Origin of the sequence: Anatilimnocola aggregata, assembly GCF_007747655.1 — a bacterium.
Classification (GTDB): domain Bacteria; phylum Planctomycetota; class Planctomycetia; order Pirellulales; family Pirellulaceae; genus Anatilimnocola; species Anatilimnocola aggregata.
In genome coordinates this window covers 3,389,415-3,416,355 of sequence record NZ_CP036274.1, presented here as the reverse complement: position 1 = coordinate 3,416,355, position 26,941 = coordinate 3,389,415, and the positions used below count along the sequence as shown (strand labels likewise).

21 protein-coding genes are annotated in these 26,941 nt (G+C 58.1%); 12 read left to right on the top strand and 9 right to left on the bottom strand.

Annotation, left to right across the window (positions count from 1 at the left end):
• The first annotated feature begins 46 nt into the window (after positions 1 to 46).
• Complete coding sequence (locus ETAA8_RS12965; protein WP_145088580.1) at positions 47 to 1,636, top strand: hypothetical protein; 1,590 nt, start codon at positions 47 to 49, stop codon at positions 1,634 to 1,636.
• A gap of 9 nt (positions 1,637 to 1,645) precedes the next feature.
• Here ETAA8_RS12965 and ETAA8_RS12960 read toward each other — a convergent pair whose 3' ends face one another.
• The gene (locus tag ETAA8_RS12960; protein WP_145088578.1) at positions 1,646 to 3,292 is read right to left on the bottom strand and encodes an ABC transporter permease; all 1,647 of its coding nucleotides are present in this window, start codon (positions 3,290 to 3,292) and stop codon (positions 1,646 to 1,648) included.
• Between the two features lie 189 nt (positions 3,293 to 3,481).
• Between ETAA8_RS12960 and ETAA8_RS12955 the strand changes: the two genes are divergently transcribed.
• Entirely contained in the window at positions 3,482 to 4,462 is a 981-nt protein-coding gene (locus tag ETAA8_RS12955; RefSeq protein WP_145088576.1) for an ABC transporter ATP-binding protein, read from the top strand.
• On the opposite strand, the gene ETAA8_RS12950 is transcribed toward ETAA8_RS12955, so the two are convergent.
• Complete coding sequence (locus tag ETAA8_RS12950; RefSeq protein ID WP_145088574.1) at positions 4,459 to 7,320, bottom strand: hypothetical protein; 2,862 nt, start codon at positions 7,318 to 7,320, stop codon at positions 4,459 to 4,461. The two genes, ETAA8_RS12955 and ETAA8_RS12950, sit on opposite strands and share 4 nt — an antisense overlap.
• Here ETAA8_RS12950 and ETAA8_RS12945 point away from each other — a divergent pair.
• The 8 genes from ETAA8_RS12945 to ETAA8_RS12910 all read left to right on the top strand — a co-directional run bounded on the left by ETAA8_RS12945 (position 7,298) and on the right by ETAA8_RS12910 (position 16,462).
• Positions 7,298 to 8,158, top strand: a complete 861-nt coding sequence (locus tag ETAA8_RS12945) for a sugar phosphate isomerase/epimerase family protein (RefSeq protein WP_238397747.1) — start codon at positions 7,298 to 7,300, stop codon at positions 8,156 to 8,158. The genes ETAA8_RS12950 and ETAA8_RS12945 overlap by 23 nt on opposite strands.
• Before the next feature lie 33 nt (positions 8,159 to 8,191).
• A complete protein-coding gene (locus ETAA8_RS12940) occupies positions 8,192 to 8,401 on the top strand; it encodes a hypothetical protein (RefSeq protein ID WP_145088572.1) in 210 nt (69 codons plus the stop codon).
• A gap of 56 nt (positions 8,402 to 8,457) precedes the next feature.
• Positions 8,458 to 10,113 carry a formylmethanofuran dehydrogenase subunit A gene (locus ETAA8_RS12935; protein ID WP_145088570.1) on the top strand — a complete coding sequence of 552 codons (1,656 nt, stop codon included), beginning with the start codon at positions 8,458 to 8,460 and terminating at the stop codon, positions 10,111 to 10,113.
• A gap of 46 nt (positions 10,114 to 10,159) precedes the next feature.
• On the top strand, positions 10,160 to 10,771 hold the full coding sequence (locus tag ETAA8_RS12930; RefSeq protein WP_202921802.1) for a pyroglutamyl-peptidase I: 612 nt from the start codon (positions 10,160 to 10,162) through the stop codon (positions 10,769 to 10,771).
• Positions 10,772 to 10,804: 33 nt separating this feature from the next.
• The gene (locus ETAA8_RS12925; RefSeq protein ID WP_145088566.1) at positions 10,805 to 11,578 is read left to right on the top strand and encodes an acyl carrier protein; all 774 of its coding nucleotides are present in this window, start codon (positions 10,805 to 10,807) and stop codon (positions 11,576 to 11,578) included.
• 1,305 nt (positions 11,579 to 12,883) lie between these two features.
• Positions 12,884 to 13,456 (top strand): hypothetical protein, encoded by a 573-nt coding sequence (locus ETAA8_RS12920; RefSeq protein ID WP_145088564.1) that lies wholly within the window; start codon positions 12,884 to 12,886, stop codon positions 13,454 to 13,456.
• Between the two features lie 211 nt (positions 13,457 to 13,667).
• The gene (locus tag ETAA8_RS12915) at positions 13,668 to 14,135 is read left to right on the top strand and encodes a GNAT family N-acetyltransferase (RefSeq protein WP_145088562.1); all 468 of its coding nucleotides are present in this window, start codon (positions 13,668 to 13,670) and stop codon (positions 14,133 to 14,135) included.
• Between the two features lie 128 nt (positions 14,136 to 14,263).
• Positions 14,264 to 16,462, top strand: coding sequence for a hypothetical protein (locus ETAA8_RS12910; protein ID WP_145088560.1), 2,199 nt, complete (start codon positions 14,264 to 14,266; stop codon positions 16,460 to 16,462).
• 6 nt (positions 16,463 to 16,468) lie between these two features.
• Here ETAA8_RS12910 and ETAA8_RS12905 read toward each other — a convergent pair whose 3' ends face one another.
• The 6 genes from ETAA8_RS12905 to ETAA8_RS12880 form a co-directional block, all read right to left on the bottom strand.
• Positions 16,469 to 18,628, bottom strand: coding sequence for a 4Fe-4S binding protein (locus ETAA8_RS12905; RefSeq protein WP_145088558.1), 2,160 nt, complete (start codon positions 18,626 to 18,628; stop codon positions 16,469 to 16,471).
• A 6-nt stretch (positions 18,629 to 18,634) separates the two neighbouring features.
• Entirely contained in the window at positions 18,635 to 19,954 is a 1,320-nt protein-coding gene (locus ETAA8_RS12900; protein ID WP_202921801.1) for an FMN-binding protein, read from the bottom strand.
• 63 nt (positions 19,955 to 20,017) lie between these two features.
• Positions 20,018 to 21,019, bottom strand: coding sequence for an FAD:protein FMN transferase (locus tag ETAA8_RS12895; RefSeq protein WP_145088554.1), 1,002 nt, complete (start codon positions 21,017 to 21,019; stop codon positions 20,018 to 20,020).
• 351 nt (positions 21,020 to 21,370) lie between these two features.
• A complete protein-coding gene (locus tag ETAA8_RS34605; protein WP_202921800.1) occupies positions 21,371 to 21,562 on the bottom strand; it encodes an antibiotic biosynthesis monooxygenase family protein in 192 nt (63 codons plus the stop codon).
• Positions 21,563 to 21,564: 2 nt separating this feature from the next.
• The gene (locus ETAA8_RS12885) at positions 21,565 to 22,668 is read right to left on the bottom strand and encodes a glycoside hydrolase family protein (protein WP_145088552.1); all 1,104 of its coding nucleotides are present in this window, start codon (positions 22,666 to 22,668) and stop codon (positions 21,565 to 21,567) included.
• Entirely contained in the window at positions 22,658 to 23,767 is a 1,110-nt protein-coding gene (locus ETAA8_RS12880) for an RluA family pseudouridine synthase (RefSeq protein ID WP_145088550.1), read from the bottom strand. The genes ETAA8_RS12885 and ETAA8_RS12880 overlap by 11 nt, the downstream gene beginning before the upstream one ends.
• 154 nt (positions 23,768 to 23,921) lie before the next feature.
• Between ETAA8_RS12880 and ETAA8_RS12875 the strand changes: the two genes are divergently transcribed.
• A complete protein-coding gene (locus ETAA8_RS12875; protein ID WP_202921799.1) occupies positions 23,922 to 24,887 on the top strand; it encodes a sugar phosphate isomerase/epimerase family protein in 966 nt (321 codons plus the stop codon).
• 60 nt (positions 24,888 to 24,947) lie between these two features.
• Here ETAA8_RS12875 and ETAA8_RS12870 read toward each other — a convergent pair whose 3' ends face one another.
• Positions 24,948 to 26,273: a Gfo/Idh/MocA family protein gene (locus tag ETAA8_RS12870; protein ID WP_145100466.1), complete on the bottom strand. Its 1,326-nt coding sequence runs from the start codon at positions 26,271 to 26,273 to the stop codon at positions 24,948 to 24,950.
• A 162-nt stretch (positions 26,274 to 26,435) separates the two neighbouring features.
• On the opposite strand from ETAA8_RS12870, the gene ETAA8_RS12865 reads away from it, so the two are divergent.
• On the top strand, positions 26,436 to 26,852 hold the full coding sequence (locus ETAA8_RS12865) for a hypothetical protein (RefSeq protein WP_145088546.1): 417 nt from the start codon (positions 26,436 to 26,438) through the stop codon (positions 26,850 to 26,852).
• Positions 26,853 to 26,941: the final 89 nt, after the last annotated feature.

Below are 26,941 nucleotides of genomic sequence, written 5' to 3'. Positions count from 1 at the left end.
ATTTGCTCCCGCGTCTTTTCCCCTCTCAACTTGCCATCGTGTTTCCATGACCACCGAAGACCCCGTCGTCCAATACCATCGTTCGTTTCGTGATCGGCTTGAACTGGAGAAGATCGCTGCTGATGCGAAGCGTCGACGCGGCCATCTGGCTGGTGTAGGTGGTGCGGCCCCCAATGTATCGGATGTTTTTGATCGTGCTTACCGCGGCTATCGCATCGATGGCAATCAACTGAAACCCGTGCAAATCATGGCGCGGCGCGACCAGAAGTTCGAGGAATACGCCACCGAGTGGGAACGCGAATGGAGCGTGCTCGCCAAGCCGGCGAATCCGTATCTGCCCGTGCTCGATGAGAACCTGACCGTGATCGGTCACACCGGCTCGAGCAGCGGTGGCTACTTTGCCGACTTGATTCTGCCCTTTGGTGCCGTGCAACATCGCTATCGTCCCGACGACGAATACCACACAGACGATTTGAATGGACTGTTGCGTGCTGGGATTCGCGTGTTCGTTCACAACCGGAGCAAAAACTCGGCGCCGTCCGGTTGGGTCTTCATTACGGCCTCGACGACCGAACATAAGTTCGAACTCATCACTGGAATCAATGGCGAAGTCCTCGACTCCGTCCGCAGCAACACCGGCTTTCTGGAAGACGTCTGGTACTCCCCCTCCGATATTCTCTCCTTCGGCAAACTCATTGCGACCCTGAGCGTGAAGATCGGCAGCAAAGTTGCCAAGACGCTCGTCCGCAAAGCTGTGTCCAAGCAGGCGGCCAAGGCGCTCGACGGTCCCTCGGCCGCGCTGGCCAAAGAAGCCACCGAAAAGGCAGCCAAGGAAATCAGCGAAGCCGAAGCGAAAATGATCTTCAAAGGAATCAAGCTGAAACGGGGTTACGATCCGCGGATGGGCATTCCGGAAGAACACTTTCAAAAGATGGTCGAGGCCGCCCAGGAGGCAGGCCTGATCGCCATCTTTCGTTCGAATAAGCAGGCCGCCATCGAACTCATCCGGAAGGGAGCGCATGGTAAACCGATGTGGGCCAAGTTCAAAACCGACCCGAATACCGGCATCCTTACCGCCACCAACGCCGGCGAAGCCGCCGCGGCGAATATGAACGATTGCTTTGTCATCGGCTCCGATGGAGTAGCTCGGCGAATGTACAAGCAGGGTGACAAAATGGCTGCCGAGGTAATCAGAATCGACGGTGCCAAGTGGAGCCCCAAGCCCGGTCAGGTATTCGCACGCGACGGCAAGCCGATCGTCGGCGACTACGACTTGCTGGGCGTCGCCCCGGTGAAATCGCCGGGACGCAACATCAACGTGGTTCCCGAAGATTTGAAATATGGTGACTGGAATGGCCCAGACGTCCAGAAGTACGCGAAAGCGGCCAACAAGCGATTTGATGAACCGCGCGTGCTGCATGGCGCTCAAGACGGTTACGGCGGCAACCCCAAATATATGGGGCTAACCGACGACACCGCGTACGCAGTATTTCCAGATGGCCGCACTTTCATCATGGAAGGGCGCAAAGCGCAAGAAGAGTTTTACGATGCGCTCGGTCGTCAGGCCAAACAACCCGGCGCTCCGGTCGGAGTGCCAGGTTGGAAGCCCAAGGTCATTCAAGGTGGCAAAAAGTAAACAATCGAATTACGCTGCCACTCGCCAGCGCGTGCTGAATAGCCACATCATCACAACGAGCAGCAGGCCATTCATCGCGACGGTGAAACCGACGTAGAGCGCATAGAGGGGCCAATTGCCCTGCAGTTGGTCCGGCGTGAGCGTTTCGGTGCCCAAAGAGATATCGAGCGGAACCGCAAACGCCGCGGCAAATGGACTCGTGAAGCCCATTTGCGCTACCCAGGGCGTATTCGGATGGTCCTGAAAAAACGTCTGCGCGAAGAAGTTCACGGCCAGTGGAGCGCAGAAGAGCAGGATGATGACCAAGTAAGTCGTCATCAGGCTCATCGACGTCGTGCGAAACAGCACCGAACAAAATAGCGCGATCATCGCGGTGGTTAAGCACGTCAGCAGGATGATCGAAAAATAAGCGCCCACTGAGGGGAGATTGGTCCAATAGTCCTTCACCATCGCGCACGCTAACAAAACCGGCCAAACGAGAAACAGAGTCAAGACGCTGGAGACACGCAGACCAGCGATCAACTTGCCCCACAGGATTTGCCACGGCGAAATGATGGTCGTCAGCAGCAGGTCGAGCGTTTCACGTTCGCGTTCGCTGGTCACACTGCCGGCCGAGAAGACCGGGCCGACGAGCATGTTGAAGACCACCACGTAGCTGATGTACCACGCAGCGTAGATGGGCCAGATGTACAGACAGACCGCCATGAACGGAATCGCCAGCACCATGCTCACTTGAATGACCAGGCGCAGCATCAGGGTCCCTTGACTGAAAATCTCGCTGCGAATTTCTTTGTCGTAGACCGGGTTCGCGTCGTCTTCCATCAGGTCGTCGCGCTTGGGTGGCGCAAACAGTTTATCGGGGAACTGATCTCGTTGAATCACGAGCCCCACCGCTTGCTGGGCCTCTTGTTCCAGGTCGACGACTTCTTTTCCTTCACTTCCCACATCAGGCGGGTGCAGCAATAGCGAACTGGTGTTAAAGAACAGCACCAGGAACGCAGCCGCGGAGAGGGCCGGCAGCACCGTGAGAATGAGCATCAGGCGGAACTCGCCAAAGCGAGCCATCCGTAGCCAAAAAATGGCACCGATAATCACCAGCGGCAGAATCAGCAAGTACGAAACGACCAGGGCGGCACTCGTCCGCTGAAAGAACGCACTGCAAGCCACGCTGATCATGCCGAACGTAATCACCGACAAGATCAGCCCGATGTAAGCGGCGAGTACTTCGTAGACCGACACACCGCCGAGTGGCAGGCAGAGCATCACGATCGGCAGCGAGGCAAAGATCAGCACGGCCAAATGCGTGAGCGCTGCCACCAACTTCCCCAACACAATCGCCGCCGGCCGCAGCGGGCTGGCGAGCAGCATTTCGTAGGTATGGCGTTCTTTCTCGCCGGTGATCGAACCCGCCGCAAAGCTGGGGGCCATCATCGAGGCGATGACGAACTGACCAATGAAAAACAAATCAACGAGGGCCCGCGTTTGGGTGGCATGCTGGCTGTTGGCCGTCAGGTCGAGATGCGTATCCTGCGGCCAGGCGAAATAAACCACCGCTCCAAGTAACGCCTGATAAACAAACAGCAGCACAAACGCCCGGACCATCCGCAAGTTGACCAGCAACTCACGCTGCAACACCGGATTTTCGAGCAAATACATGGGGCGAGCGGCCTTCAAGGCAGACGAGAAAAGTATGGACTGTTTGCCATTCTAGTGAATGCAGAATGCAAAATGCAGAACGCAGAATGAAAAATGCCAACGTCGCCGCCGCGACCGGATATTGCTTGATAAGATAACAGGCATTGACTCTTCATTTTGCATTCTGCCTTCATCATTCTGCGTTCCCCCATGCCTGTCATCTCTGTCGAGTCGCTCAGCAAGTCGTACCGGGTGTATCAGAAGGCGGAAGGATTGTGGGCCTCGGTCAAAGGATTGATGAAGCGCGAGTATCGCGAAGTGCAAGCGGTGCGCAGCGTCAGCTTGCAGGTGGAACGTGGCGAGTTCGTGGCGTTTCTCGGCCCGAACGGGGCCGGCAAAACGACGACGCTCAAGTTGCTCTCGGGCGTAATCTATCCCACGTCCGGCCAGGCCGATGTCATGGGCTTCGTTCCCTGGGAACGCAAGATGGAGTATCGCCGCCGTTTCGCCCTGGTCATGGGGCAGAAGAATCAACTCTGGTGGGACTTGCCGGCCGGTGAGTCGTTTCGCTTGCATCAACAGATCTATCGCATCGATCCGGTGCAATACCAGGCTACGCTCGACGAACTGTGCGAACTGCTCGACATTGGCAAACTCCTCAATCAACCGGTGCGCGAGCTATCGCTCGGCGAGCGGATGAAAATGGAACTCACCGCCGCGCTCCTCCATTCGCCCGAAGTTCTCTTTCTCGATGAACCGACGATCGGCCTCGATGTGATTGCCCAGCATCGCATCCAGCAGTTCCTGAAGACATATCAACAGCAGCGGCAGATTACCGTGCTCCTCACCAGCCACTACATGAAAGACGTCGCAGCGCTTTGCAAGCGAGTCGTCATCATCACGCAGGGCGAAATCAAGTACGACGGCTCGCTCAGTGGCATCGTCGACCGCTTTAGCGGGCAGAAGCTCATCACCTTGCAACTGGCTGCCGAAGAATCAGCTCACGGCCTCGATGCGTTCGGCAAGATCGTGAGCATCGAACTGCCGAAAGTCAAAATCCGCATACCTCGCGCTGAAGTCCCCCGCGCGCTCGCCGCGATCCTCGCTCAGCGGACCATCGAAGACGTCGTCGTCGAAGATCCACCCCTCGAAGAAGTCATCGCCTCGATGTTTTCAGAAGTGCAGGGTTAGCGTTCCACCACCACCGTCGAGTTCAGCACGCGCGGGCCGCCAATTTCTTCTGCTCGCAGCCACAGGGTTTGGCCGAGCAGCGATTCGCCTTGCGGAATCAGGAACGTCACCGTGTGGCGACCAGCGGGCAGATGCAGCATCTGTTTGGTCTCGCGGCGACGACCAGGTGGAAAGAGCAGGCACTGAAAACTGATCGGCTTGCCGGTTAAATTGGTGACGTGCTGTTCGACCAGCAGCAGACCGTCTTCACGCACGCGGGTGCGCATTTCGACCGTCACGTCGTCGAGGCCGAGTTGCAGTGTGCGATAAACGCTGAAGCGATAGTTGCGTTCGGCGGTCAGTTCGAAATCGATGCGCACGCGCTGAAGCCCGCTGGCCGCGTCGGGCTGTAGCGAGACAAGCCAATCGGGCTGGGCGGTTTCTCCTTCCGACATGCGAAACTGCAGCGGCTGCGGCGAAATGTTCCAAGCCTTAGGCGCGTGTAACGTGGCCGAACCACTCACACCTTGGGCAAAGGCATTTTCGAGTCGCAGTGTCACCGGTTGTTGCCGACCGAACACGCTTTCGAGGTGCGTCGTCACAAACTTCGCCCGAATCTGCCACCGCGTCAGCCCTTCGTCGAGGCCAGTCACAAAGGTTGGTTCCGGACCAACTTGAATGATCGACTCCGGTCGATCTTCCCCTTGCTCGTCCGTCAGTTTGAACTCGGGCTTAATCTCGCGCCCCCACAGATCCAATTGGCGAACTTCATCCCCCAGGTAAAACGATTCCTTACCAGGCACGTCGTTCCAAATGACCATCACCGTCTGCCCGTCGCGCGAGAAAACGTGATTCACGCTGCCGCCCGGCAGTTGCAACGCACCCAAGTACTGCGTGCCACCGAGCAACGTGGCCGTTGTCCGCCACGGAACGAATAGTTCGCCTGGCGAACCATCGGCATTCATCAGCCCTTGTTCTTCGCTGAAGGGTTGCGGCACGAACACAGCCGACGCGCCATGCTGCCGCGCGGCGAGCATTCGCTGCACGAGGTCGAGCGTGCGCGTGGCAGTACTGTATTGCGAACGGGGCAGGGGAGTGAGCACCACCCAAGCTCGCGGCAACATTGCGCTGGGCGAAGGTGCAGTCGGCGGAATGGTCGGCAGCGCGTGGGCGTTGACCGAGACCGGCGTCGTCGGCAGTTTGGCCTTTAGTTTTGCCGCAGTGCCAGGTGCAGCAGGAATTACCTTGCGAGGCAAATACGCGGCCAGTTCATCGGCGGTCAGTTCAGGGTCAGCCGAATACGAAAGGAACTCCCACGGTGGAGTTCCTTTCGAGTTTGGCATCTCGCGCAGCCAGCGCCAGCCGAAACCCAAATGAACTTGTTGTCCAAAGCGTTCCAGGTGAGTCTTAATTCCCTGTACGCGTTCTTCGAGAATCGGAAAGTCGACGTAGCTGGTATCGCGATCGTCCCCCAGTTGCCACCAGCGAACCTTGAGCGATAGCCGCGTCATTACAGGATCGACAGCGGGCTGCCAGAGTTGCGGCTCCTGAAAGACCGAAGCCGCGGGCAGGCGTCCCTTATCGCGAAACATCTCGCGCAGCGGTGACGGGGGCTGATCGAGCACCCCCACCATCTCGATGCCGTGAATGCTCAACCGCTCGGCAAACCAGGCCAACCGATCGGCCTGAGCTTGTTCTTGCTCGCTAAACCAGACCGGGTACTTGGCCCAGCCCAACCCTGACTGACTCAGCAAACTGGCCAGCGCATTCAAGGGCAGGGGATCCTCGCCCCCGGGCAGCGACCAACCAAACTCTCCGCCTGCCACGCGCGGCAATGGCCGCAGCACGGCGAGTGTCACCGATCGATGCAGCATGGTGGCGTCATTTGCCTGCGAATTGGCGATGGCTGCAGCTGTCGGCTGGTCAGCCTGCTGCATCGAAACGCGCACGCGATAAAAGCCATAGTCGGGAATTGGCGGCTTCCATTTCGCGCTTCCCGTGATGCCGGCCTGAGGCGCGGCATGTTCGGGCTCACTATGCGCTTTCGAATGCTTGAGCAAAGTTCGCTTTTCTTCCAGCACGAGCGGACGCATTTCGGTTGCGATTACGCGCTCGGTATGGTCGAGCAATTCGAACTGCAACTCGGGCCGCGCACAGACGAGTCCCGAGATTTCGCAACTCACTTCCGGCGCGGTGAGTGAGTCGTACACCTGCAAGTCGCCGCTGGCCCGCAGCGCAATCCGCGGCAAGCGCAGCATTCGCAGGCTGCCCCAATGCACGACGCCATTCAAATCTTCTTGATCGCCGCGCGGTGTCACCGCCAGCGTCACGCGCGCGTGCGTGGCCGCTTCGCTCTTGGGCAGGACTGGTCCAACGCGCAAAGTTTGCCAGCGTGGCGCATCGACCACATGGTTCGACTCATACGACTCCAGCGGCTGACCATGGTCGTCATAAAATGTGAGGGTGGCGAAGACATGGTCGTGCTTCAGCTGTTTCGTACGAACCTGGCATTCGAGCAAAAAGCTGCCGCGCGCACCGAGCGCGCACGAGGGGGTCATCACCCCTGCGCTGCCGCCACTCAGTTCCATTTGCAAATAGCGCTCACTATCGGCAGCCACTTTCGCGCCGGTCGCTTCGGGCTGAATGCCGATCTTGAGGAAGGCAGGAAATTCTTTGCCGCGGCGACGGACCCAACCATCGGGCCAGCCATCGTAGTTGCGGTCGTCTTCCTGCGCAAAATCGCACCGATACACTTGCACGGCATGCGGCAGATTTGCGTCGTGCGCAGCATCCTGCGCAGCGGCACCTGCCGGGTGCTGCGAACTGTCATCGCCCCCCAAGGCCGCGAGCGATAGAATGAGCGACGTCAAAACATTCATAAATCAGTCCATTCGCGTCCGGATCCGCCGGCCGCACCAAGTACCAAGCAAGACCATGCTGCAAATCAAGGTTGCCATTGAATTAGCGAGCCTGAAGCTCCCCTTTAAGCAAGCCTTGCTCACGGCTGCCCAATTGGGGGCCGAAGCGGTCGAAATTGACGGCCGCAACGAGCTTTCCACGGCAGAACTAAGCCGTACAGGTGTTCGGCAAGTGCGGAAAATGCTGGAAGATCTGAATTTGCGGCTCTCGGCCGTCTCGTTCCGTACCCGGCGGGGGTACAACGTCATCGACGACCTGGACCGCCGTGTCGACGCTACCAAGCAGGCCTTGAAACTCGCCTACGATCTGGGAACCAATGTCGTCATTAATCACATCGGCCGAGTTCCACCCGCAGAAGACGTGCAAGGCCTGACCACACTCCGCACCGCCTTGATGGATCTGGGCCGCGAAGGTCAGCGGGTCGGCGCGTTCCTCGCTGCTGAGACCGGGACCGAAAGTGGTGCCGATTTGCGCAAGCTCATCGATTCGCTGCCGCCAAGTTCGTTGCTGGTCGACCTCAATCCGGCCAATCTTATCGTCCACGGCTTCGACGCTCGCGAAGCGGCCCAAGCGCTAGGAGCTTATGTAGTACACGTACATGCGACCGATGGCACGCGCGATGTCGCGGCCGGTCGCGGAATTGAAGTTCCCTTAGGCCGCGGCAGCGCGGAGTTCCCCGAGATTCTCGGCGCGCTCGAAGAACATCAGTATCGCGGCTATCTCACCATTCGCCGCCAGGATGCAGACAACCCGATTGAAGAAATTGCCGCCGCAGTAAAGTACCTCCGCGCTCTCTAATTCCAGTTCGACAACGTTGCAGAAGGCCCGCTGATGAAATACACCAACTTTCGCCGAGCTGCGATCGGCGCCGTGCTGGTCCTCGCGCTCGGTTGCATTCTCCTGCTGCGCGATCCGAACCGCGTGTGGGGCGAGCGCGACTATCTGCTCGCCTCGGCAGCCACGATTTTGATCGTCTTGAATCTCGGCGCTTCGTATTACATGGATAAGCGAAATCACGAGAAAAGTTTAAAGGCCCGATAAGTACTACGGAAGGTTAAGCTGCCAACGACGACAGGCAAGCAAGAGCAACAGCGGGCATGAATCAAGAATTTCTCCTCATCACGGGCGGCACGGTCTACGATCCGGCCAATGGCATCGATGGCCAGGTGCGCGATCTATGGATCGCCGGCGGCAAGCTCGTCGCTGCTCCGACCGATCCCACGATACGACCCAACCGAACGCTCGATGCGCGCGGGCTAGTGGTAATGCCTGGCGGTGTCGACATGCACTGCCACATCGCTGGCTCCAAGGTGAATGCCGGCCGCAAAATGCGAGCAGCGGAGAAAAGAACTGCGGAAAAGGTGGAGCGGACCGAACTCACACGAAGCGGCACTCTCGGCAGCGTGCCCAGCACCTTTGCCACGGGCTACAAGTATCTCGGCATGGGCTATACGACCGCCTTCGATGCTGCAGTGACGCCTCTACTCGCACGGCACACCCACGAAGAGTTCGCCGATACGCCCTGTCTCGATAAGGGCTTCTTTGTTCTTACGGGCAACAACCATTACATCCTGAACGCGATTCGCGACAGCGAGCCCGAGCGGGTGAAGAACTTTCTGGCCTGGCTCCTGAGCGCTGCCAAAGGTTACGCCCCCAAGATCGTTAATCCCGGCGGCGTGGAAGTGTGGAAGCAACTTCCCAGCGGTAATGTCACGGGACTTGACGAAAAGGTTGGTCATTTCGACGTTACGCCGCGGCAGATTGTGCGCGAGATCGTCCGCGCGGCGAACGAACTGAATCTGCCCCACCCCGCGCACATCCATTGCAATCAGCTCGGCATGCCCGGCAATTGGCAGACCACGCTCGAAACCATGCGGGCCCTCGAAGGCTATCGGGGCCATCTCACTCACATTCAATTTCATAGCTATGGCGGTGGCGATGGAGACGAGAACACCTTCAACAGCAAAGTCGCTCAGTTGGCCGACTATGTGAACAGCCATCCAAACATCACGGTCGATGTTGGGCAAGTGCTGTTCGGCGAAACGACGAGCATGACCGGCGACGGTCCGCTTGGCTATTACCTGGCCAACCTCTCGCAGAGCAAGTGGTATAGCAACGACACCGAGATGGAATCGGGCTGCGGTGTCTCGCCGATCAAGTATCGCAATAAGAATCTCGTTAGCGGGCTGCAATGGGCGATTGGGCTGGAGTGGTACCTGCTCGTGAGCGATCCGTGGCGCGTGGCGATGAGCACCGATCATCCGAACGGCGGCAGCTTTCTCGCCTATCCGCAGATCATTCGGCTGCTCATGGACCGCAGTTTTCGCGAAGAGGCCCTGGCTCGCTGCCATCCCGAGGTGCGCAAACGTTCGCAACTTGGCGATCTCACACGTGAGTACACCCTGCAAGAGATTTGCATCATCACCCGTGCTGGTCCCGCCCGCATGCTGGGCCTCAAACACAAAGGGCATCTCGGGATCGGCGCCGACGCCGACATCACGCTCTATTCACCGCACGACGACAAGCAGCGGATGTTCGAAATGCCACGTTACGTCCTCAAGGCGGGCGAAGTTCTGATCGACGACGGAGAGCTGCGGGCGACGCCGTTTGGCAAGACGATTCATGTCGCGCCAGCTTACGACAGCGCGCGAGTTCCACACATTCGCGACTGGTTTCAAGAACACTACAGCTTGCAGTTTGCGAACTATCCGGTCGCGGTGGATGAGTTGGCAGCAGTGGAAGTGGTGTCCTAGTTGGTCGGCGCGCCACTTTCGCCGCGTTTCGAGCTATAGTCGGTTTATGAAAACCGTTCTCATCACTGCTTTCGAGCCATACGACCGCTGGGGAACCAATGCCAGTTGGGATGCGCTCGTGGCGCTGACGAGCCAGTTGCCGGAACGGCCCAGGGTCGTAACACGGCGGTATCCGGTCGATTTTGAAAAGACGCGGGCCAAGTTGGCTGAAGACCTTGCCGCGAATTACGACTACGTACTGCACCTTGGCCAGGCACCCGGCTCATCGCGAATTCACCTCGAAGCAGTCGGCATCAACGTCGCCGGACACTCGCAGCAATCGCCCGACGATTTTCAGCCACTTGTGGTGGATGGTCCCGCCGCTTATCGCACCGCCCTGCCACTTGGCCAATGGTCGGCCAAGATTCGGGAAGCAGGCATTCCGGTGCAAGTCTCGTATCACGCAGGGACTTATCTGTGCAACGCGATTCTTTACCTCTGCCACCACTTCGCTGCTCAGCAGCAACTCAACTCACAGGCAGCCTTCATTCACCTACCACTCACCCCCGCCCAGACCTTACACGAGCGCCACGACGTCCCCAGCTTGCCGACAAGCATGTGCGTGGAAGCGATTCGGCTGATTCTGAATGAGCTGGAATCGAGTAGCGGCGTGGTTTAGCGACGTGATTGCACGGCTGGTCAATGCATGGGAATGGACTTCATTGAGTTAGTCTACGCGGTTGAAGAAGAGTTCGACGTCAAAATTTCGCATCGAGATTGGCAAGAACTCGCCGCGCAGAAACCAGTTACTGCAGGGAGCCTTGCGGATTTTGTCTTCGAGAAGTTGCCTGAAACGGAGCGATTACCCCAAGAGAGCAGCCTAACAGCAGATTCGTCACCTCCTGAGCTAACTCAAGCTGCAGTGGATTTGATTAACCGAGCTGCACTCCGCTGGCTGCAAGAGAAGCTTAGGGAGTTTAAACAGCAACCGAATCACTCGTCGCTAGACTTTCCCGAGGAGTTGAAACTCGCGAGTTTGATTCGTGGCCGACAAGTTCGCTCGTTCTTTCGAACGTTGAAGTTGGCAGGATTGCAAACACCACATTTATGGTTGTCCTGGAGACAAATGGGCATCATTGCCGGCTTCTCGGCGGTGTTGGGGCTGCTCATCTTCGCTGAAAGATGTCGTGTTGATTTTCTGTCAGCAGCACTTGGTGGCGGTTTTGCTTTTCTGTTGGCGTATGTCGGTGGGCTGATAGCTGGCAAACGATGGTTCGCTGCGACGCCGTCGACGAAAACTGTTGGACAACTCGCGGATCATCTTGCCGCACTGAATCCGCGATTTTTCGGTCGCTTGGCTGCAGTGAAACTGAACCGCCTACAAGTTTGGATCTTCGTCCAGAAATGCCTGGCTGATCTACTCGGAGAACCTGTGGAATCGATTAAGCCGGAGTCGCGGCTGGTTGAAGATCTGGGCATGGACTGAGGGCAGATCAGCTTGACACACGCTCCATGAGTTTCGCCAGTTCGCGTTGTTTATTGCTCAACGTGACGGGACGATTCAAAGCCTGCCAGAATCTCAATTGATCTGACGGAACCATGAGAATATGCTCGCTTGGCTTTAGTTGAGACAACGGCCGGTCGCCGTGAATCGGTTGGTCGCTGGGTGGTGCGCGGCGTCGCTTTTTCATTCGTAAAACCTTCGAAGTGATCAGACTCGTCGTATTATATCCCTAAATCGATCCTTCTCGTGATGTCGTGTTTTTCCTCCCTTGCGACTTCCCGCAGCGGACTTTAACGATTAGCGAATGACCGTCGCCGCGCAGCATTTCTCTGCCAGCAGCGACCTTGCCGGCAGGGTCGAGTTGTTCTGCCGTTCGGCCTGCAATGGGGGTGGTTAAGCGGCACGTTCGGAACATCTTCCAGGTGCGTCAAAGTTTGCCTGAGCGTTGTCCTAACCCAATAGCTGAAAATTGGTTGCGTGCGTTCAAGAGGCAGAGTCAGCCGCGACGATAGGGTAGGTGTCACAATCAATAATTGCGACCCGCCAGGGACGTAATGCTGATCCAGTGAAGCCGGAGCTGATTTTTTCGGGTCACAGGACGACTCGACCGGTTTGGTGAATCCCACCACGAATGTGCGGGCTCAAGCCCACCTATCCCGCACACTGGCAAAACCCACCGCACACATTCCAAGATCCCGCCGGCAATCGGATTGCCCACGGGATGCTGCCCACCGTGACATGGCACGCGTGCCTCTAGCGCGGCCGCCCTAAGCCACGTGTCGGACGGTGCCGGTAGCTGCGCCAGGTTGATTGGTTCCATCGTTAAGGAGACGTCTTTCGATGAAGTGGAACATTATTCTCAGTACGATTGTTCTCGGTTTGGCAACTTGCAGCCAAAGCTTCGGCTTCGAACTGTTGGACCGGATGCTCGGTTCCAGCGGTTGCGGTTGCCAAAGCAGCTGCTGCGAAACCAACTGCTGCAAAGTTAAATGCGTCAAAGTGAAGTGCTGCAAGCCTGCTTGCAACACTTGCTCGACGGGTTGCAACACTTGCTCGGCTGCTGCCCCGACTTGCGGTGCTGCTGCTCCTTCTTGCGGTGTTGCTGCTCCGACCTGTGCTGCTGCTCCTTCGTGTGCAGCTGCCCCGGCCTGCAACAGCTGCAATAGCTGCAACAGCTGCGGACACCGTCACCACGGCCGCAAATGCTGCTCGCCTTGCTCGACTGGCTGCAACACGGGTTGTGCGGCTGCTGCTCCTAGCTGCGGTGTTGCCGCTCCTAGCTGCGGTATGCCTGCTCCGACCTGCGGTGCTGCTGCCCCGACCTGTGCAGCTCCTGCTGCTGCCCCGACTTGCGGTGTTGCCGCTGCTCCTAGCTGTGGTTACGACCCCAGCTGCGGTGCTGCTGCTCCTGCCTGCTCGTCGTGCAAACCTGCTTGCGGCAGCTGCTGCAAGACTGGCTTGCTCGATCGCATCTTCTGCTGCACCAAGAAGTGCCGTGGTGGTTGCTTGATCGGTGGTTGCTGCAAGAGCGGTTGCTCGAACGGCTGCAGCACTGGCTGTGCGACGGCTGCCCCTGGCTGCGGAGCTGCTGCTCCTGGCTGTGGTGCTGCTGCCCCAAGCTGCGGGGCTCCTGCTCCGACTTGTGCCGCTCCTGCTCCTGCTCCGACCTGTGCCGCCCCAGCCCCGGCTCCTCAGCCGACCTGTGCTGGCCCAGCCGCTGCTCCTGCTTGTGGCCTCGAAGGCACCTCGGCTACCAGCATCGACGCGTCGCCGATGCCGCCAGCCCCAGTGGTCGATCCTTCGGCCTACATCCCCGCTCCCCGTCGAGTCGTTCATGCCAGCACCAGCTTGGTTCGCTAAGCTAGTTGGTTAGAGGCTCTGACACGAGAAACGGCCTGTTCAGCTTTCGAGTTGAACAGGCCGTTCTTATTTCTTGGGAACTGGAGGCTAGGAACTGGGAACTAGGGTTGACGAGAGTTTGGGACCAAACAGCCCTGAGCTGACAAGGACTATAACTACATTCAGAACTCCGACTTACCCAGTCCCTAGCCCCTTAGTCTTCCGTCACCCCATGCTCGAAATACTTCCTCTCGCCGCGCGACCCGATACCATCGAGCAACTAGCCGCATGGCACTTTGGCGAATGGGGGAAACTGAATCCTACGAACGATATAGCCGCCCGTAGCCTCAAGCTGCAACGGCATCTCCAAGAACATGCCATTCCCACGACCTTCGTTGGTGTCGAGGGCACGGAACTTCTGGGCTCCGCATCCCTGGTCGAGCAAGATCTCGACCTGCGCCCCGAATACACTCCTTGGCTGGCCAGCGTGTTCGTCGCGCCGGAGCATCGCGCGCGAGGCATCGGTCGCCAACTAGTAGAGCGGATCATGGCGGAAGCAGAATCTCTCGGCGTGACCAAACTCTACTTGTTTACCTTCCACCATGAACGCTTTTACGCCAGCCTGGGCTGGCATCGCGTCGAAGGTGCGGTCTACCGCGGCGAGCCTATTACAATCATGGCCTGGAACCCTGGGAATTAGCGGCCATAAGACGGCGGGTGAGTCCCCGGCTCATCATTTGCAGGCAAAAGGAGCTAGAATGATTTGCTTGGGCAGTTGCCGTCAACTTTGAGCCTGAAACTTCACACTTCGAACCTGCCCTGTTTCGCATGATCAAGTTCCGCTGGCAATGGACTCCACTGATTCTCGTGGCTACAGGTGCTGTCGCCATTGTGGTCGCGACGATTGCTGCGCGCGAGACGCTCGGCTGGTGGCAGTTAGCCATTTACCTCGGCATCGCTGCCGTCGCTGGTTCAACATTCTGGTTGCGCCGCCAACTATCGGCCGACGAACAGCAGATCGAACAGCTTCGTCAAAACGTTGCCGAAGAAGAAGCCCGCATTGCCCGCCTCAAGGCAGACATGGCCGAGCAGCAGGCTCTGGTGCAAAAGCAGTTCGAACAGCAGGCTAGTCAACTCGATGTGCGCGAACAGGCCCTCGCTAAGCGGCTCTTGACCTTTCACGAATGGATGGAATTCCCCGAGCCGTTGTCCCTCGCATCTGGCCCCGCTCCAGCTGGGAACATTTCCGATTTGGTTCGCAAAGATCGCCAGCTGATGGAACTGCTGAAGCAAGAAACGCAGGTCCTGTACGACAACATCATCAGCAACAAATATCTGATCGAGGGACAATTCCAGCCCGTACTGGTCCGCGACGATGCTCATCAACTCGTTTTGAAAGTGGCGCGTCTCTATCAACCTTCTGCCGAGCAGCCGCTGCTCGAAGTCAGCCTCGATCAGATCGTCCGCGCGTCTAGTCGTGGTGCGCTCAACATTCTGATCGTGCTCGACCAACTTCCTGTCTCGGTGAAAGACTACAACCTCAGCGCGCTTTATCAGTATGTTCGCCGCGCAGTCGAAGGTTATCGACTTTATCGAAAGACAGAGCCCTATTGGCCGTACGTGAACACGGCGTATTACTTGAGCCGCTTTGCGATGGGTGCCAATCCGCTGGCACTCGGCGCGTGGTGGGTTCTGGGCTCGATTGGCAGACAAGGAGCCACGGTCATCGCCCAGCAGGTCGTGAATCGCCAGGCGCTCGCGCTGCTGTCGAGTGTGGTGCGCGTCATTGGCTGTGAAGTGGCCGCAATCTACGGCGGTGATTTTCGCCATCGCGATGCGAACTGGATCTATGGTGCGGAACTGACAGAACTCATCTCCGCCTTTCCTCTATCGCGCGAAGGTCTGTCAGCTTCGCTGAAGGAAATCGGTGCGCTGCAATTCCGCTGCGAGTACGACCGCCTCTTTCTCTACCGTTGTCTCGCTGCTCATCAAAGCGCGCAGCCCCAGAAATATCACGCCCTCGATTGCCTGCTGAGCGACGAGCGGCACGCCATTGCCACGCGACTCGAGAAGTTTCTCGATCTATACCTGCACGGCCGCAGCCCCGAACGGATCGCAACCTGGAAGCAAGGCGTCGAAGCTCGCTTGCAAGTAAAACTAACCGTCGGCCTGAAACCGGCCCTCATGAGCGTGCGCGAACAACTGACCGATGCCGTTCGCTCGCTCGCTAGCTACCTGGTCGGCGAGAAAGAACTTGAGCCCGAAGAACTGCCCGCGTTGCTAAGTAACACCCGCATCTTTGCTCAAATCCCAGACGACCAACGGGAATCGCTCCTTGCTCAACTGTTGGAGAATCCTCCCTACTTCTTTGAGCATCCCGACCTCGATCCTGATAGCGATCTGGTAGGCATCTATCTCGACGATCTGGCAGCGCTCGATGCTCGTGTGCCACCGCACGACGTGCAGCGCGAAGATTCGCTCTTCGCCGTGGCAGCCTACTTGCGCAAAGATGCAAAGACTTTCGAGGCCTTGTTGACGAAACAGCGGCAGGCCTATTTCGCCGAGCGGTTGCATCCCGAAGCGCCGCTGCGACGAGCGCCGGCGCACGTCATGCGGGCAGTGCTCGATTTGCTCGCTGGCGACTCCTCTCGCTTCTATCTCTTTCACCCCGTAACGCTCGAATGGCCGGATGGGCAGATGCCTCTCGATCTCAAATCGGTCGATCTATGGTTACTAGGTACGGCCGACCGACTGATCTTGTTCTCGGCAACTGCGACGCCGCAGGTTCTGTGGAGTGGCGATCACTTGGTGCAAATCGAATCGGTGCAAAAGTTCATGGCTTCGAGTTGCAAGTTGACGGGGGGTGACTGGCTGCTGAGCGAAGTACCCGCACCCCTTGCCATTCGCCTCCCCGTGCCGCTCATGAACACCTCGAGCAGCTACTTTCGCCCACTCTTCGGCATGCTCCGCACCCGCCCGCAAAGCCGAGACGAAGTTGAGTCGCCCGAGCGACCTTCTACTCTGTAAGGCGAGTTACTTCAGAAAATCCGGCAAGTAGTTTTCGCCAGGCTGCGAAGAGTTTTTCTGCTGTTGCTCATCGCGGGCCTTTTCTTCCGCAGCGCGCAACGCGAGGTAAGACCCGCTCTGCAGGCGATCTTCCTTCCCTTCACCAGCGCGAATAATTATCGCAGACTCGGTGAGCAGCCTCTTATCGAGGACATTGATGCCGTAGCAGCGCGTCTGGCAAAGTCCGCAGCCAACGCATTTGTCGGCGAGAACGACCGGCGCGATGAAACCACTATCTTCGACGGGATTGCCATCGCCATCCACTTCGGTGCGCACGCGCGTGAACTCGATGGCGTTGTAGCCGGCATGCACGCATTCGTCGACGCACAGCTGACAAGCTTCTTTCCCTGCATGGGGCAAGCATGTTTGCAGGTTCAACTCGGCTAGTCCAATTCGGCAGACCTTTTTCTCTTCGAGCGGGATCGCGCGAATAGCTCCGGTCGGGCAGACCTGGCCACAAGCGTTGCAACTCGACTCGCAGCCCGCCCAATCGGCGGCGACGTGCGGTGTCCACAAACCTTCAAAGCCTTGCTGAAAGCCCATCGCATGCAGCACGTCGTTCGGACACGCTTTGAAGCACTCGCCACAGCGAATGCAAGCTTGCAAAAACGACTGCTCGGGCAAACTCCCCGGCGGACGCACCGGCTTCCAGCCATCTTTGCTTGCCGCATTCGCACCGAAGGCCGTCGCTGTTCCCGCGGCTGCCAATCCGCCAGCTGCACCCGCCGCGAGACCAACCCCTGCTGCCAAAAAACCACGGCGACCGAGAGCCGTTTCGTGCGTGGGGGGGTCGTTGTAGGTCTTCAGTTGAATCAAGTTAAAGCGATCGACGAACTTGATCGCATGCGTGGGACAGACGCCGCCGCAAGTCTGGCAGAGCGTGCAATCAGTCACGCGAGTGGTAAAGTCGGGCTTGATTGCGTCGAACGGGCAGATCTCCACGCACTTGTTGCAGTGGATGCAGGAGTCTTCCACCTTTCGTTCCGTCACGCGAAACAGATTGCCCAGTGAGAAGACGGCTCCGCTGGGGCAGACATACTTGCACCAAAAGCGAGGCTTGAGAAAGCCAAGTCCGAGCACAGCGAAAAAGAGCCCAATCGATAACCAATGCCCGACGTTCATCGGCGGCACCAAGTGCCACCCCCTAAGCGTGCCAGTCTGCAGCGGCGAGATAGTAAACAGCAGCCCGCGCGTGATAACCGGTATCGCGGCAAAGAAGCCGGAGATCAGCACCCCAAAACAGGCCGCGACCAGAATGCCGAACAACAAGTAATACTTGACGTGTACCCACCACCCATCTTCGGGAACGTTAAATCGCTTCACTCGCCGCGCGATGCTCCAATCGAACAAATCGATTACGGTGCCCAAAGGGCACAGGTAACCGCAGAAGCCGCGGGGAATGAATACACAGACCAGCAGAATCACCGCAGCCGAGGTCAGGGACCAAATCCAAGAGCGCGAGGCAATTCCCGTCGATAGACTCACCAGCGGATCAATCGTTAGAAAGATCTCGGCCGAGATCTTTTCCTTGCGGGCCAATTCTTGTGTGTAATGCCGTGGCCAAGCCCCGGGCGGGTTTTGCTGCAGCGACCAGGGCCCCGGAGCAAGTCCTTCGGTCGGTAGCGCGGCAACTGCCTTCAGAACTAATTCTTTCTCTGCCGCGTGAATCACTGCAAACGGTGCCGCAGTGGCCCCACCCGTTGCTGTCTCTTCGACGGGCAGCGAAGTATCAACGAGAAAGAGCGTCTCGCCCACGCGTGGTGGATTCGCTTCTGCTTCGCCACGCAGGAACTTTACTTCGCGCTTCTCAATATCGTTTTCGGCCGCGACCCAGTTCGTCCAACTGCGAGTCGGCCGCGCCGTGTACGGCCAGCAAACATAAAAGAACAGTACCAGGAACAACGCCAGGCAAGTTCCCTGCACAATCCGCCGCAGCGGAGCGGAGTGCCAAGATGGGCCGATCCACTTCAGCCAGCGGCGCACTAGCCCCGGCTTGCCGGTTTCGAGATCGGCAAACAGCGGGCGAGGTAAGGCCTGGCGAACGAGTTGTGTCACCGGTCCTACCGGTGTCTGCACAACGCCCTTCTTCGCCTTTTTCAGGAAGGGGAGAAAGTGATCGATCCGCATGGGTGGCTACTTGTTTCCTGCCAAGGCCTTGGCGGTGGCATTTACAATGGCTTCGGATGTGATTGTGGCGTGGCTCGTCGTATCGATACCACGCACGGTTTGCTTGGCGATGATCTTCCGCGGAGTGTCGGAAATCGCGGAGTAAAATTGCTTCTCGCGATGATTCGTAACTGCGACTGTGGTGATCTTGCCACCACTCACACTCACTTTCACTTCGACCGGCCCCTCATACCCCTGACTGGCCGATTGATAATCTCCATCGGCCACCTTGCTGAGATCGAACAGTTCGAATGCCTTGATCGCAGCAACGTTGGCCGAGGCCCGCGCCCGGTTCTTGACCAGTCGGTTGTTGGGTTTCGCTGGCACTGGCAAATCGAGCAGCTTTTGATAATAGTTCAGCGCCTCACGGTATCGCCCTGCCACATGGCAGACGTCCCCTGCGGCGAGATAGGCAACCTCGGGCTGCTGGGTGAACGAGTGCTGCAATTGTTTTATCGCTTGATCGGTCTCGCCCATATCGCCCAGCAACTTGATCTGGGCGTAGGTCGACGGAGTTCGGACCATCAACTTCACCGCCTCGGCCGGGTAACCCAGTTTCCAATAGCACTCGGCCAGCGTGGCTGAATTGGCCATGAACTGCTGCGACTTCGTGGGATCGCGTTCCACTCCCGCGGCCCGATACCAGAACGCAGAACGGGCGTAATCTTCGTGCAGATTGTGATACATGCCCGCGAGTGTGAGCATGATCCTTTCGCTCTTGTCTTTATCGTCCTTGTGCATCGTGAGCAGGTGATGCATCAATCGCACACCTTCCTTCCAGCGATTCGGGTTGGGATTGACGATGTCCCACAGGAACTGCGTGACGTTCTTCTGATTGTTCCAGCCCGACATCGGCGCGGGCTGGTCGAACGCCAGGTTGAGCGTTTGCGGATAGTTAAGTGGTGTCGCCTCGAACCATTCGGGGGGCGCGCGACCTTCGCGCTCGATCAGCGCGTCTAGTTCGGCGCGCGTTCCCTGTTGCTTCGTTGATACTCCCGGTCTGGTGCCCGCGACCTTCGGACTGACCGATTTCGTGATCGGTCCCTTGGCCGGAGCGGCCCCTTTTTCGTTAATCACAGTTCGGGTGCCATCGGTGGTGGTAATGGCGTGCACGCTCGACAGTGCGTACGTGCGGTTGAATGTCACTCCGCTCAGAATCGCCTTGATGTAGACGTTCTTATCATCGCGCAGCACAATCTCGCCGGTCACCTTCGCACCACTCAAGAGCTCGATCACGTCGGCGGCAGTTGCCAGCGATGTGAAAGTGGCGACCAGCAAAACAGTCAAGAGTGCGGTTCTTATTTGGGGAAGCATAGGTATGCCTTCGGATAGGATTCTTAAGCGATCGTTCTAAGCGACTGCCGACGCGGGAAAGCCCGCGGTTTGAAACGCGCGGCCCGCCTTATCGACCAGCAGCGCGTCGACATTCGGCAGCCTGGCAATCAGTTCCAACGTACGGGACTTGCCCAGCACCATCGCAGCGGTACTCAAAGCGTCAGCTTGCAATCCGGTCGGGGCGACGATGCTGACGCTGGCGAGTTCAGTTGGCGAATCGCCGGTGCGAGGATCGAAGACGTGATTGCGGCTGAAGTCCGCCGAAAAAGCGGTTTCATAGTCGCCAGAAGTGGCCAGCGCGCGGCCATCGAGATCGGCAACCGCCAGATATGCGTCTGTCTCGCGCGGATGCTGAATGCCCGCAGTCCAGGGATCACCGACTGCTTTGTCGCCGAGACTTCCGATCTCGCCCGTATTGATCAAAGCGCTCTTCGCACCTTGCTGCTTGAGCGCTGCGATCGCGCGATCCAGCGCAAATCCCTGAGCAATTCCGTTGAGAGTGATCCTTTCAACCGGTTCGTGAAACACGACGCGATCCCTGCCAACTTCAATCCGTTGCCAATTGATCTTTCGCTTCGCGCAAGCGAGTTCCACGTCCGTTGGCAACTTGCCAGCGCGCTTTGCGGCAGCACATACTTCCCAGAGCGGCTGCACGCTGATGTCGAACGCACCGGCCGTTGCTCGCGAAGTTGCTGCCGCTGTTTGCAACACCGTGCACAGGTACGGATGCGGATCGCGCAGCCTGCGATCGCGATTGAGCAGGCTGATTTGGCTATCTGGCCGATACAAGCTCATCACTTGTTCGACTGTTTCCAACTCGGCAAATGCCGCATCCAATGCGCGATTGGCCGCCGCTTCGCCCAACCCAGCGACTGAGAGAGACACATCGCTGCCCAGCGCCCAAGCGGTGCGCGTGAACAGGGCAGGGGAGTGCCGGCGCGTCGCGAGCCAGGGCAGGAGCCCGACACTGGCACCTCCAACTGCGAACAACAATAACTTTCGTCGACCGAGAATCATCGGCGGGTTCCTGAATCGTGGCTGGCTCGACCGCTCTCGCTGGCGATACGTTGCTGCGTCTTGAGCGGTTGAAATGCTTGGCTGCAATCAGGCAAAACGGGTTTTGCAGTAGGCGGCATTCTAGACATCGCCTTCGGCTATTGCGAAGCATTTGCGCAGAGAATTCGAGAGATTTTCTCAGCTTCTAGCGATGCTGAGATTGCGTGTCGTTAATCACGATTCTTAAGAGACGACTCACTCTCAACAACGCTAATGCGGAGCCGATAATCGCGATAAAACAGAGCGCCCCCGTTGCTGCGCGAGCGCGTGCTCGCCCTGCCGCTTCCACGCGGCAATGCTCTCGCGCGATGATCAGTACGAGACGGTAATCCCTGCTCCACTGGCATCCCGCACGCTCTCCACCCCTAAATAGCCGGGCTGCTGCGCGGCCAGTTCCAGCATCCGCCGAGCCAGTTCGTCATAGCCCGGCGCATGATCGGCAAGCTGCGAAGTGAAGATCACTGCGTAATACGGCGGCTGAGGTGTCGCGGCGAACATGGCCATTGTTAATCTAACATTGGTGCCACAGCGGTCCCGATGCCGGTGGCACCGTAACCGTTGCCGCAATAGAAGAGCCGCAGGTTTTCCCCTTCTTGAATCACATTGGGATACTCCGTCATGCGCGCTTCCCAGCCTTTGCCTTGGGGAGCCAAAGCCAAATTTTCGCCTGGCTCGCCCCGCTGCCAGGTGAGACCGTCGTCGCTTACCGCTTCGCAAATGCTATACGCACCGAACTTGGTGCCGATGCCGGCATAGATGGCGCGCCAGCGTGTCTTCGTCTTCCATACGTTGAGCGCAATGGTCGCCGCGTTTTCATAAGGGGCATCGAGGCGCGGGCCCAGCACATGTCGCTTGTCGGTCCAAGTAATGCCGTCCTTCGAATGCGCAATGACCGAGTGCTTCGCCTGATCGATTTTCAGATCCTTGCTGGGTGTTCCGGTCGGCAGGGTGTAGTGCATCCGCAGCAGCGGTGGGCCCGATTCTTGAGGAATCTCGATGATCCGACCACCCCCGGCAATGCCTTTGTTGCCTGGCCATTGGTCGAAGCCGTCGCCGGTCATGATGGGATCGGTAGAGTGCTTCTTCCAGGTCAGCAGATCATCGCTGGTGGCCAGGCCCATTCCCCAGAAGGCTTGCAAACCGACACCAGCCTTGGTGCTGCGGCCGGTGTAGTACATGTGCCAGCGATCGCCGACGCGATGGACGCAAGGCAGTACACACCAACTTTCATCGAATGCGCCTTTACCACCCAGATCGAACAGCGGGCCTTTGCGTTCCCATTTCGACAGGTCGTTCACCTTGGCAATCGCGAGGCAAATTCGCCGCCGGCCGCCGGCATCGCCACCGGCGTAATACAGCCAGTACTCGTCGTCGCGCCGCAGCACGAACGGATTCATGCAGCAGGTTTTGTCGAACTCAAAGCCGCCCGGGGGCAGCACCGGATTGCGACTGTCTCGCTCCCAAGCGTGAACCTGGAGCTTTTCCGCTTCAGTCTTCTTCTCCTCGGCAGCAGGTGCCGGTGACAAAAATGAGTTACCGGTAGCAGCCAAGGCGAAGGAAGCTGCGGCAGCAGTTTGAAATGTGCGGCGGCTCAGGCGTTCAGGTTTCATGCGTGGGACTTTCGGAGGGTGTGGAGGCTTGTTTACGCAGTCGGACCAGCCATTGCTGAAGATCGGGTGGGAGGGAAGATTTGACGAGAATCGTCTCGCCACTTTGCGGGTGGACAAAACCTAACTCGGCAGCATGCAACGCTTGCCGCGGCGCTCCGCTGGGATCTGCTTGCGGGCGACCACCAAGCGCGTGCGTGTAGGTCTTCTCGCCGCAGAGCATGTGCCCTCGTTCGGCAAGGTGAATGCGAATCTGATGGGTACGGCCCGTCTCAAGCCGGCACTCGATAAGCGAATAGTTGCCAATCTGTTCGAGCGGCTTCACATGGGTGATCGCTTGTTGCGGTTCATTCCCTTCCACCACTTCCGCAGGCGGTTCCGAGTCGATCACACTGCCGCGTAAGCCGTCGCCACGATCGCGAACGAGCATGGTCTCAATTGTTGCGCTTGGCACCTTGCCATGGGCAACGGCCAGATAGGCCCGCTGAATGCGATGCCTGCTGAACAGTCGAATGAGCGCCGTCTCGGCTTGCTGAGTGCGGGCGAAGACCATCAGCCCGCTGGTATCGCGGTCGAGCCGATGGACCGCACGCACTTGAGGCAACTTGACTTGCTCCGACTGATACAAGTGCCGATGCTCCTTACGACCTCGCTTGGGAGGAAGTCGCTTGGGCTGCGGACGAGTATCTTCCAGCTTCCAGCCCAGATGTTTGGCCAGCGCGCGAGGCACAAGTTCATCGAGCGTCGGTTGTCGCCGCTTGCGATCGGCCGACCAGTTCCGCTCTTCGGCATGCCGAAGCGTGGTGATACCTGCCGGCTTCTCGACAATCACCAAATGTTGATCGGCATACCTAACGCGGACGCTTTGCTCATCGACGGGTGGCGGCAGCGGATGCTCCCAGACCTGAATCACATCGCCCGGCTTGACCTTGCGTCCTTCTTCCAAGCACAAATTGCCGTTCACTTGAATCTGTCGCTGCGAAATCAACTTCTTAATCTGCGACCAGGAACGATCGGGCAGAAACTCCCTCAACGCAGCGGAGAGCGTTCGCCCTTGCTGGGTGGGCTGCACATGATGATTGGCGTAATGCTTGGGGCGCATGATGGAATCCGACCGACGACGCACTTGCTACGATGATCGCAGCCTAACATGGGTTGCAGGGACGAGTGAATACCGAGCATGTTACACTGCTCGTGGCAGCCAAACTTGCCTGACAGCATCCCATCTTAATCACCCGCTTTGTGGAACCACCCTCATGCCTTCTGAGCCCGCCACTCCACTCACCCTTCCTCGTCGCTCCTTCTTTGCCGCTGGTGCCGTGGCTGCGGCCGGGCTAGCCGTAACAGAACAAGTTCGTGCGGAGGAAAAACCTGGCTCCTTCGTCTCTCCGCCCAGCGGCAAGCGCATCCTGATCTCGTGCAAGTTGGGCATGATTGCCAAGAAGGCCGATGGCAAGGATCTAACCATTGTCGAACGCTTGAAACTCGCCAAAGAAGCCGGCTTCGACGGTGTCGATTTCGATGAAGCCGGGTCCTTCACTCCCGAGCAGGCACGCGCGGCAGTGCAAGAGTCAGGCGTGTTTGTCCATAATGCCATCAACCATGCTCACTGGGGCAAACGCTTGACGAGCGCAGTGGAGGAAGACCGAAATCAAGGTGTTAAGAACATCGAGCACTGCATCCGTGTCGCTCATGCGGCGGGTGGTAGCGGAGTACTGATCGTCGTCGGTCGTGGCGACGATGGTACTGAAGCCGAGTGCAACGACCGGGCTCGCACTGAAATCCAAAAACTGATTCCGCTGGCGGCAGCACTAGGCCAGCCAATCTTGTTCGAAAACGTCTGGAACAAGCTACACTACGACCACGATGCCCCGCCCGAGCAATCGCCGCAGAAGTTCATCGACTTCGTCGATAGTTTCAATAGCCCCTGGGTGGGCATGTACTACGACATTGGCAACCACTGGAAATATGGTCAGCCGCGCGAATGGCTCAAGGCGTTTGGCCGCCGGGTAGTCAAGCTCGATGTGAAAGGCTTCAGCCGGGCCAAGAGCAAGTTCGTCGACATCACTTCGCCCGACGACGACCTTCCTTGGGACGAAGTGCGCAAGGGACTAGACGAAATCGGCTTCACCGGTTGGGCCACTGCCGAAGTAGGCGGCGGTGGACTCGAACGTTTGACGATTGTTCGTGAGCAAATGCAGAAGGCCTTCGGTTTGGTATAAATCCGCACCCCGGAACCAGCGTTCGAGTGCTGGTTCCGCAATGGAGATCCAATCAACCGTTTAGACCTTTGGTTCCCAACCGGGACGATATTCGCGACTCCAAAGGTTCATGGCTGCTTCGTCATTGGCAATGTGGCCATTCGTTTCGTCGGTTGTCAGCACGCGGTTTACCCGATGGGCAATGTTTCCGAGGTGGCACATGAGCGTGCTCTTGTGCCCCTCTTCGATATCGGCATTCGGACGTTTGCTCGACCGCACGCAGTCGAGGAAGTTGCCAACGTGATCGGGATCGCCACCACGTGAACCTGTCGGACTGGCGGCGATTTCTTTATTCCGGTCGTCGTATTGCTTGTAACCGGGATCGATGATCACGATCGAACCATTTTCGCCGTGAAAGCTGCAGCCGAATTGATTCAGCATGGAACCGAGCGGCGACCAACTAAGCCCTTCCCACATGATCGACTTATTGCCGGGGAAGTTATAGGTAACGACATGCGTGTCTGGCGTCTCTTGATCGTCGTCGTGCCGATACTTGCCGCCGCCGGAGGTCACGCGAATCGGATAATCAACACCAAGCCCCCAGCGACAGACATCGAGGGCATGCACACCGTTGTTGCCAAGCTCGCCGTTGCCGTAGTGCCAGTGCCAATGCCAGTTGTAATGCAGGATGTTGTCCTTAAAGGCCTTCTCGGGAGCCGGTCCCTGCCAGAGCGTCCAGTTCAGCCAACTCGGCACTTCGGCGGGTTGGCCATGCTTGATGTTCGGACGCTTGTTGTTGTACCAGGCACGCGCGTAGTGCACTTTGCCGATTTCGCCCGCTTTGATTTTTTGAATCGCTTCGACAATTCCCGGCCAACTTCGTCGCTGGCTCCCCATCGTGACCACGCGATCGTTCTTGCGAGCAGCCGCGATCGCCAGTTCACCTTCGCGCGGGTTGTGGCTGCAGGGCTTCTCCACGTACACGTGCTTGCCCGCCGCGCAACCAAGAATAGTTGCTGGAGCATGCCAGTGATTGGGTGCGGCACAAATGAGAATGTCGACGCTCTTATCGTCGAGAATCTTCCGAAAATCGGAGATTCCTGCGGGCTTGATTTGTTGTTGATCGCCGACAATGGCCGCTGCCTTGGCAATGGCCCGTTCGTCGACATCGCAGATATAAGACACGTGCGCGCCGGCAGTCACGAACGAGCGAGTCAAAGCGCTGCCACGGCCATTCACCCCCATGATGCCGACGGTCAGCTTTTCGTTCGGCCCCTTGGCGGCCACGGCAGCTCGCGGCTCCGCAAGTGTACCGACAACGGCAGCTGTGCCAGCCGCGGAACCGACAGCCTGTAAGAATTGGCGGCGATCCAGCGCGTATTGTTCGGGCGAGTTGGCATCAGGCATTCGCGTCACGTCTAAGCTCCTGGAAGGATAGGGGAGAGGGCGGGATTGATCCGTTGAGCATAACAGACTCCACAGCGGGTTTCACCAAGTTCTGGCGAACCTTTTGGGGTAAAGTTCGTCTAACCCGCTGAGCAGGTAAGCCTGCGGAAAGTAGCCCTCAATATGGACGACGCCGATTTGCTCCGCCGGTTCGAATCGCAGGCCCTTTCGCGCGCGGAGTGGACGCATCGCCTGCACGTGCGCGTGGCCTACCTCTATCTAACTCAGCACACCTTCGCAGAGGCCTTGGAGCAAATTCGCGAGGGTATTCAGCGGTTGAATGCAGCGAACGAAGTGCCAGAGAATCCCAACGCGGGATACAACGAAACCATGACAGTAGCCTGGGCTCGTTTAGTTCACACCACCATCTGCGAACAAGGAACTGCGGCCTCGTCTTCTGAATTCGTCGATCGCCAGCCCCATCTCTTAGCGAGCACGCTGCTGCGGCTGTTCTATTCCAAAGCGATCTGGCAGCAACACGACTGCAAGACCAGATTCGTCGAACCCGATCTGGCTCCTTTGCCACAACCCCGCGTGTAGGTCGCATGAGCAGTGGCCGTCGTTTAGAATCACGCGGTCTCCATCGTTTGCTGCCTACCCTTTTATTTCCTCACCATCCACCCAAGGAT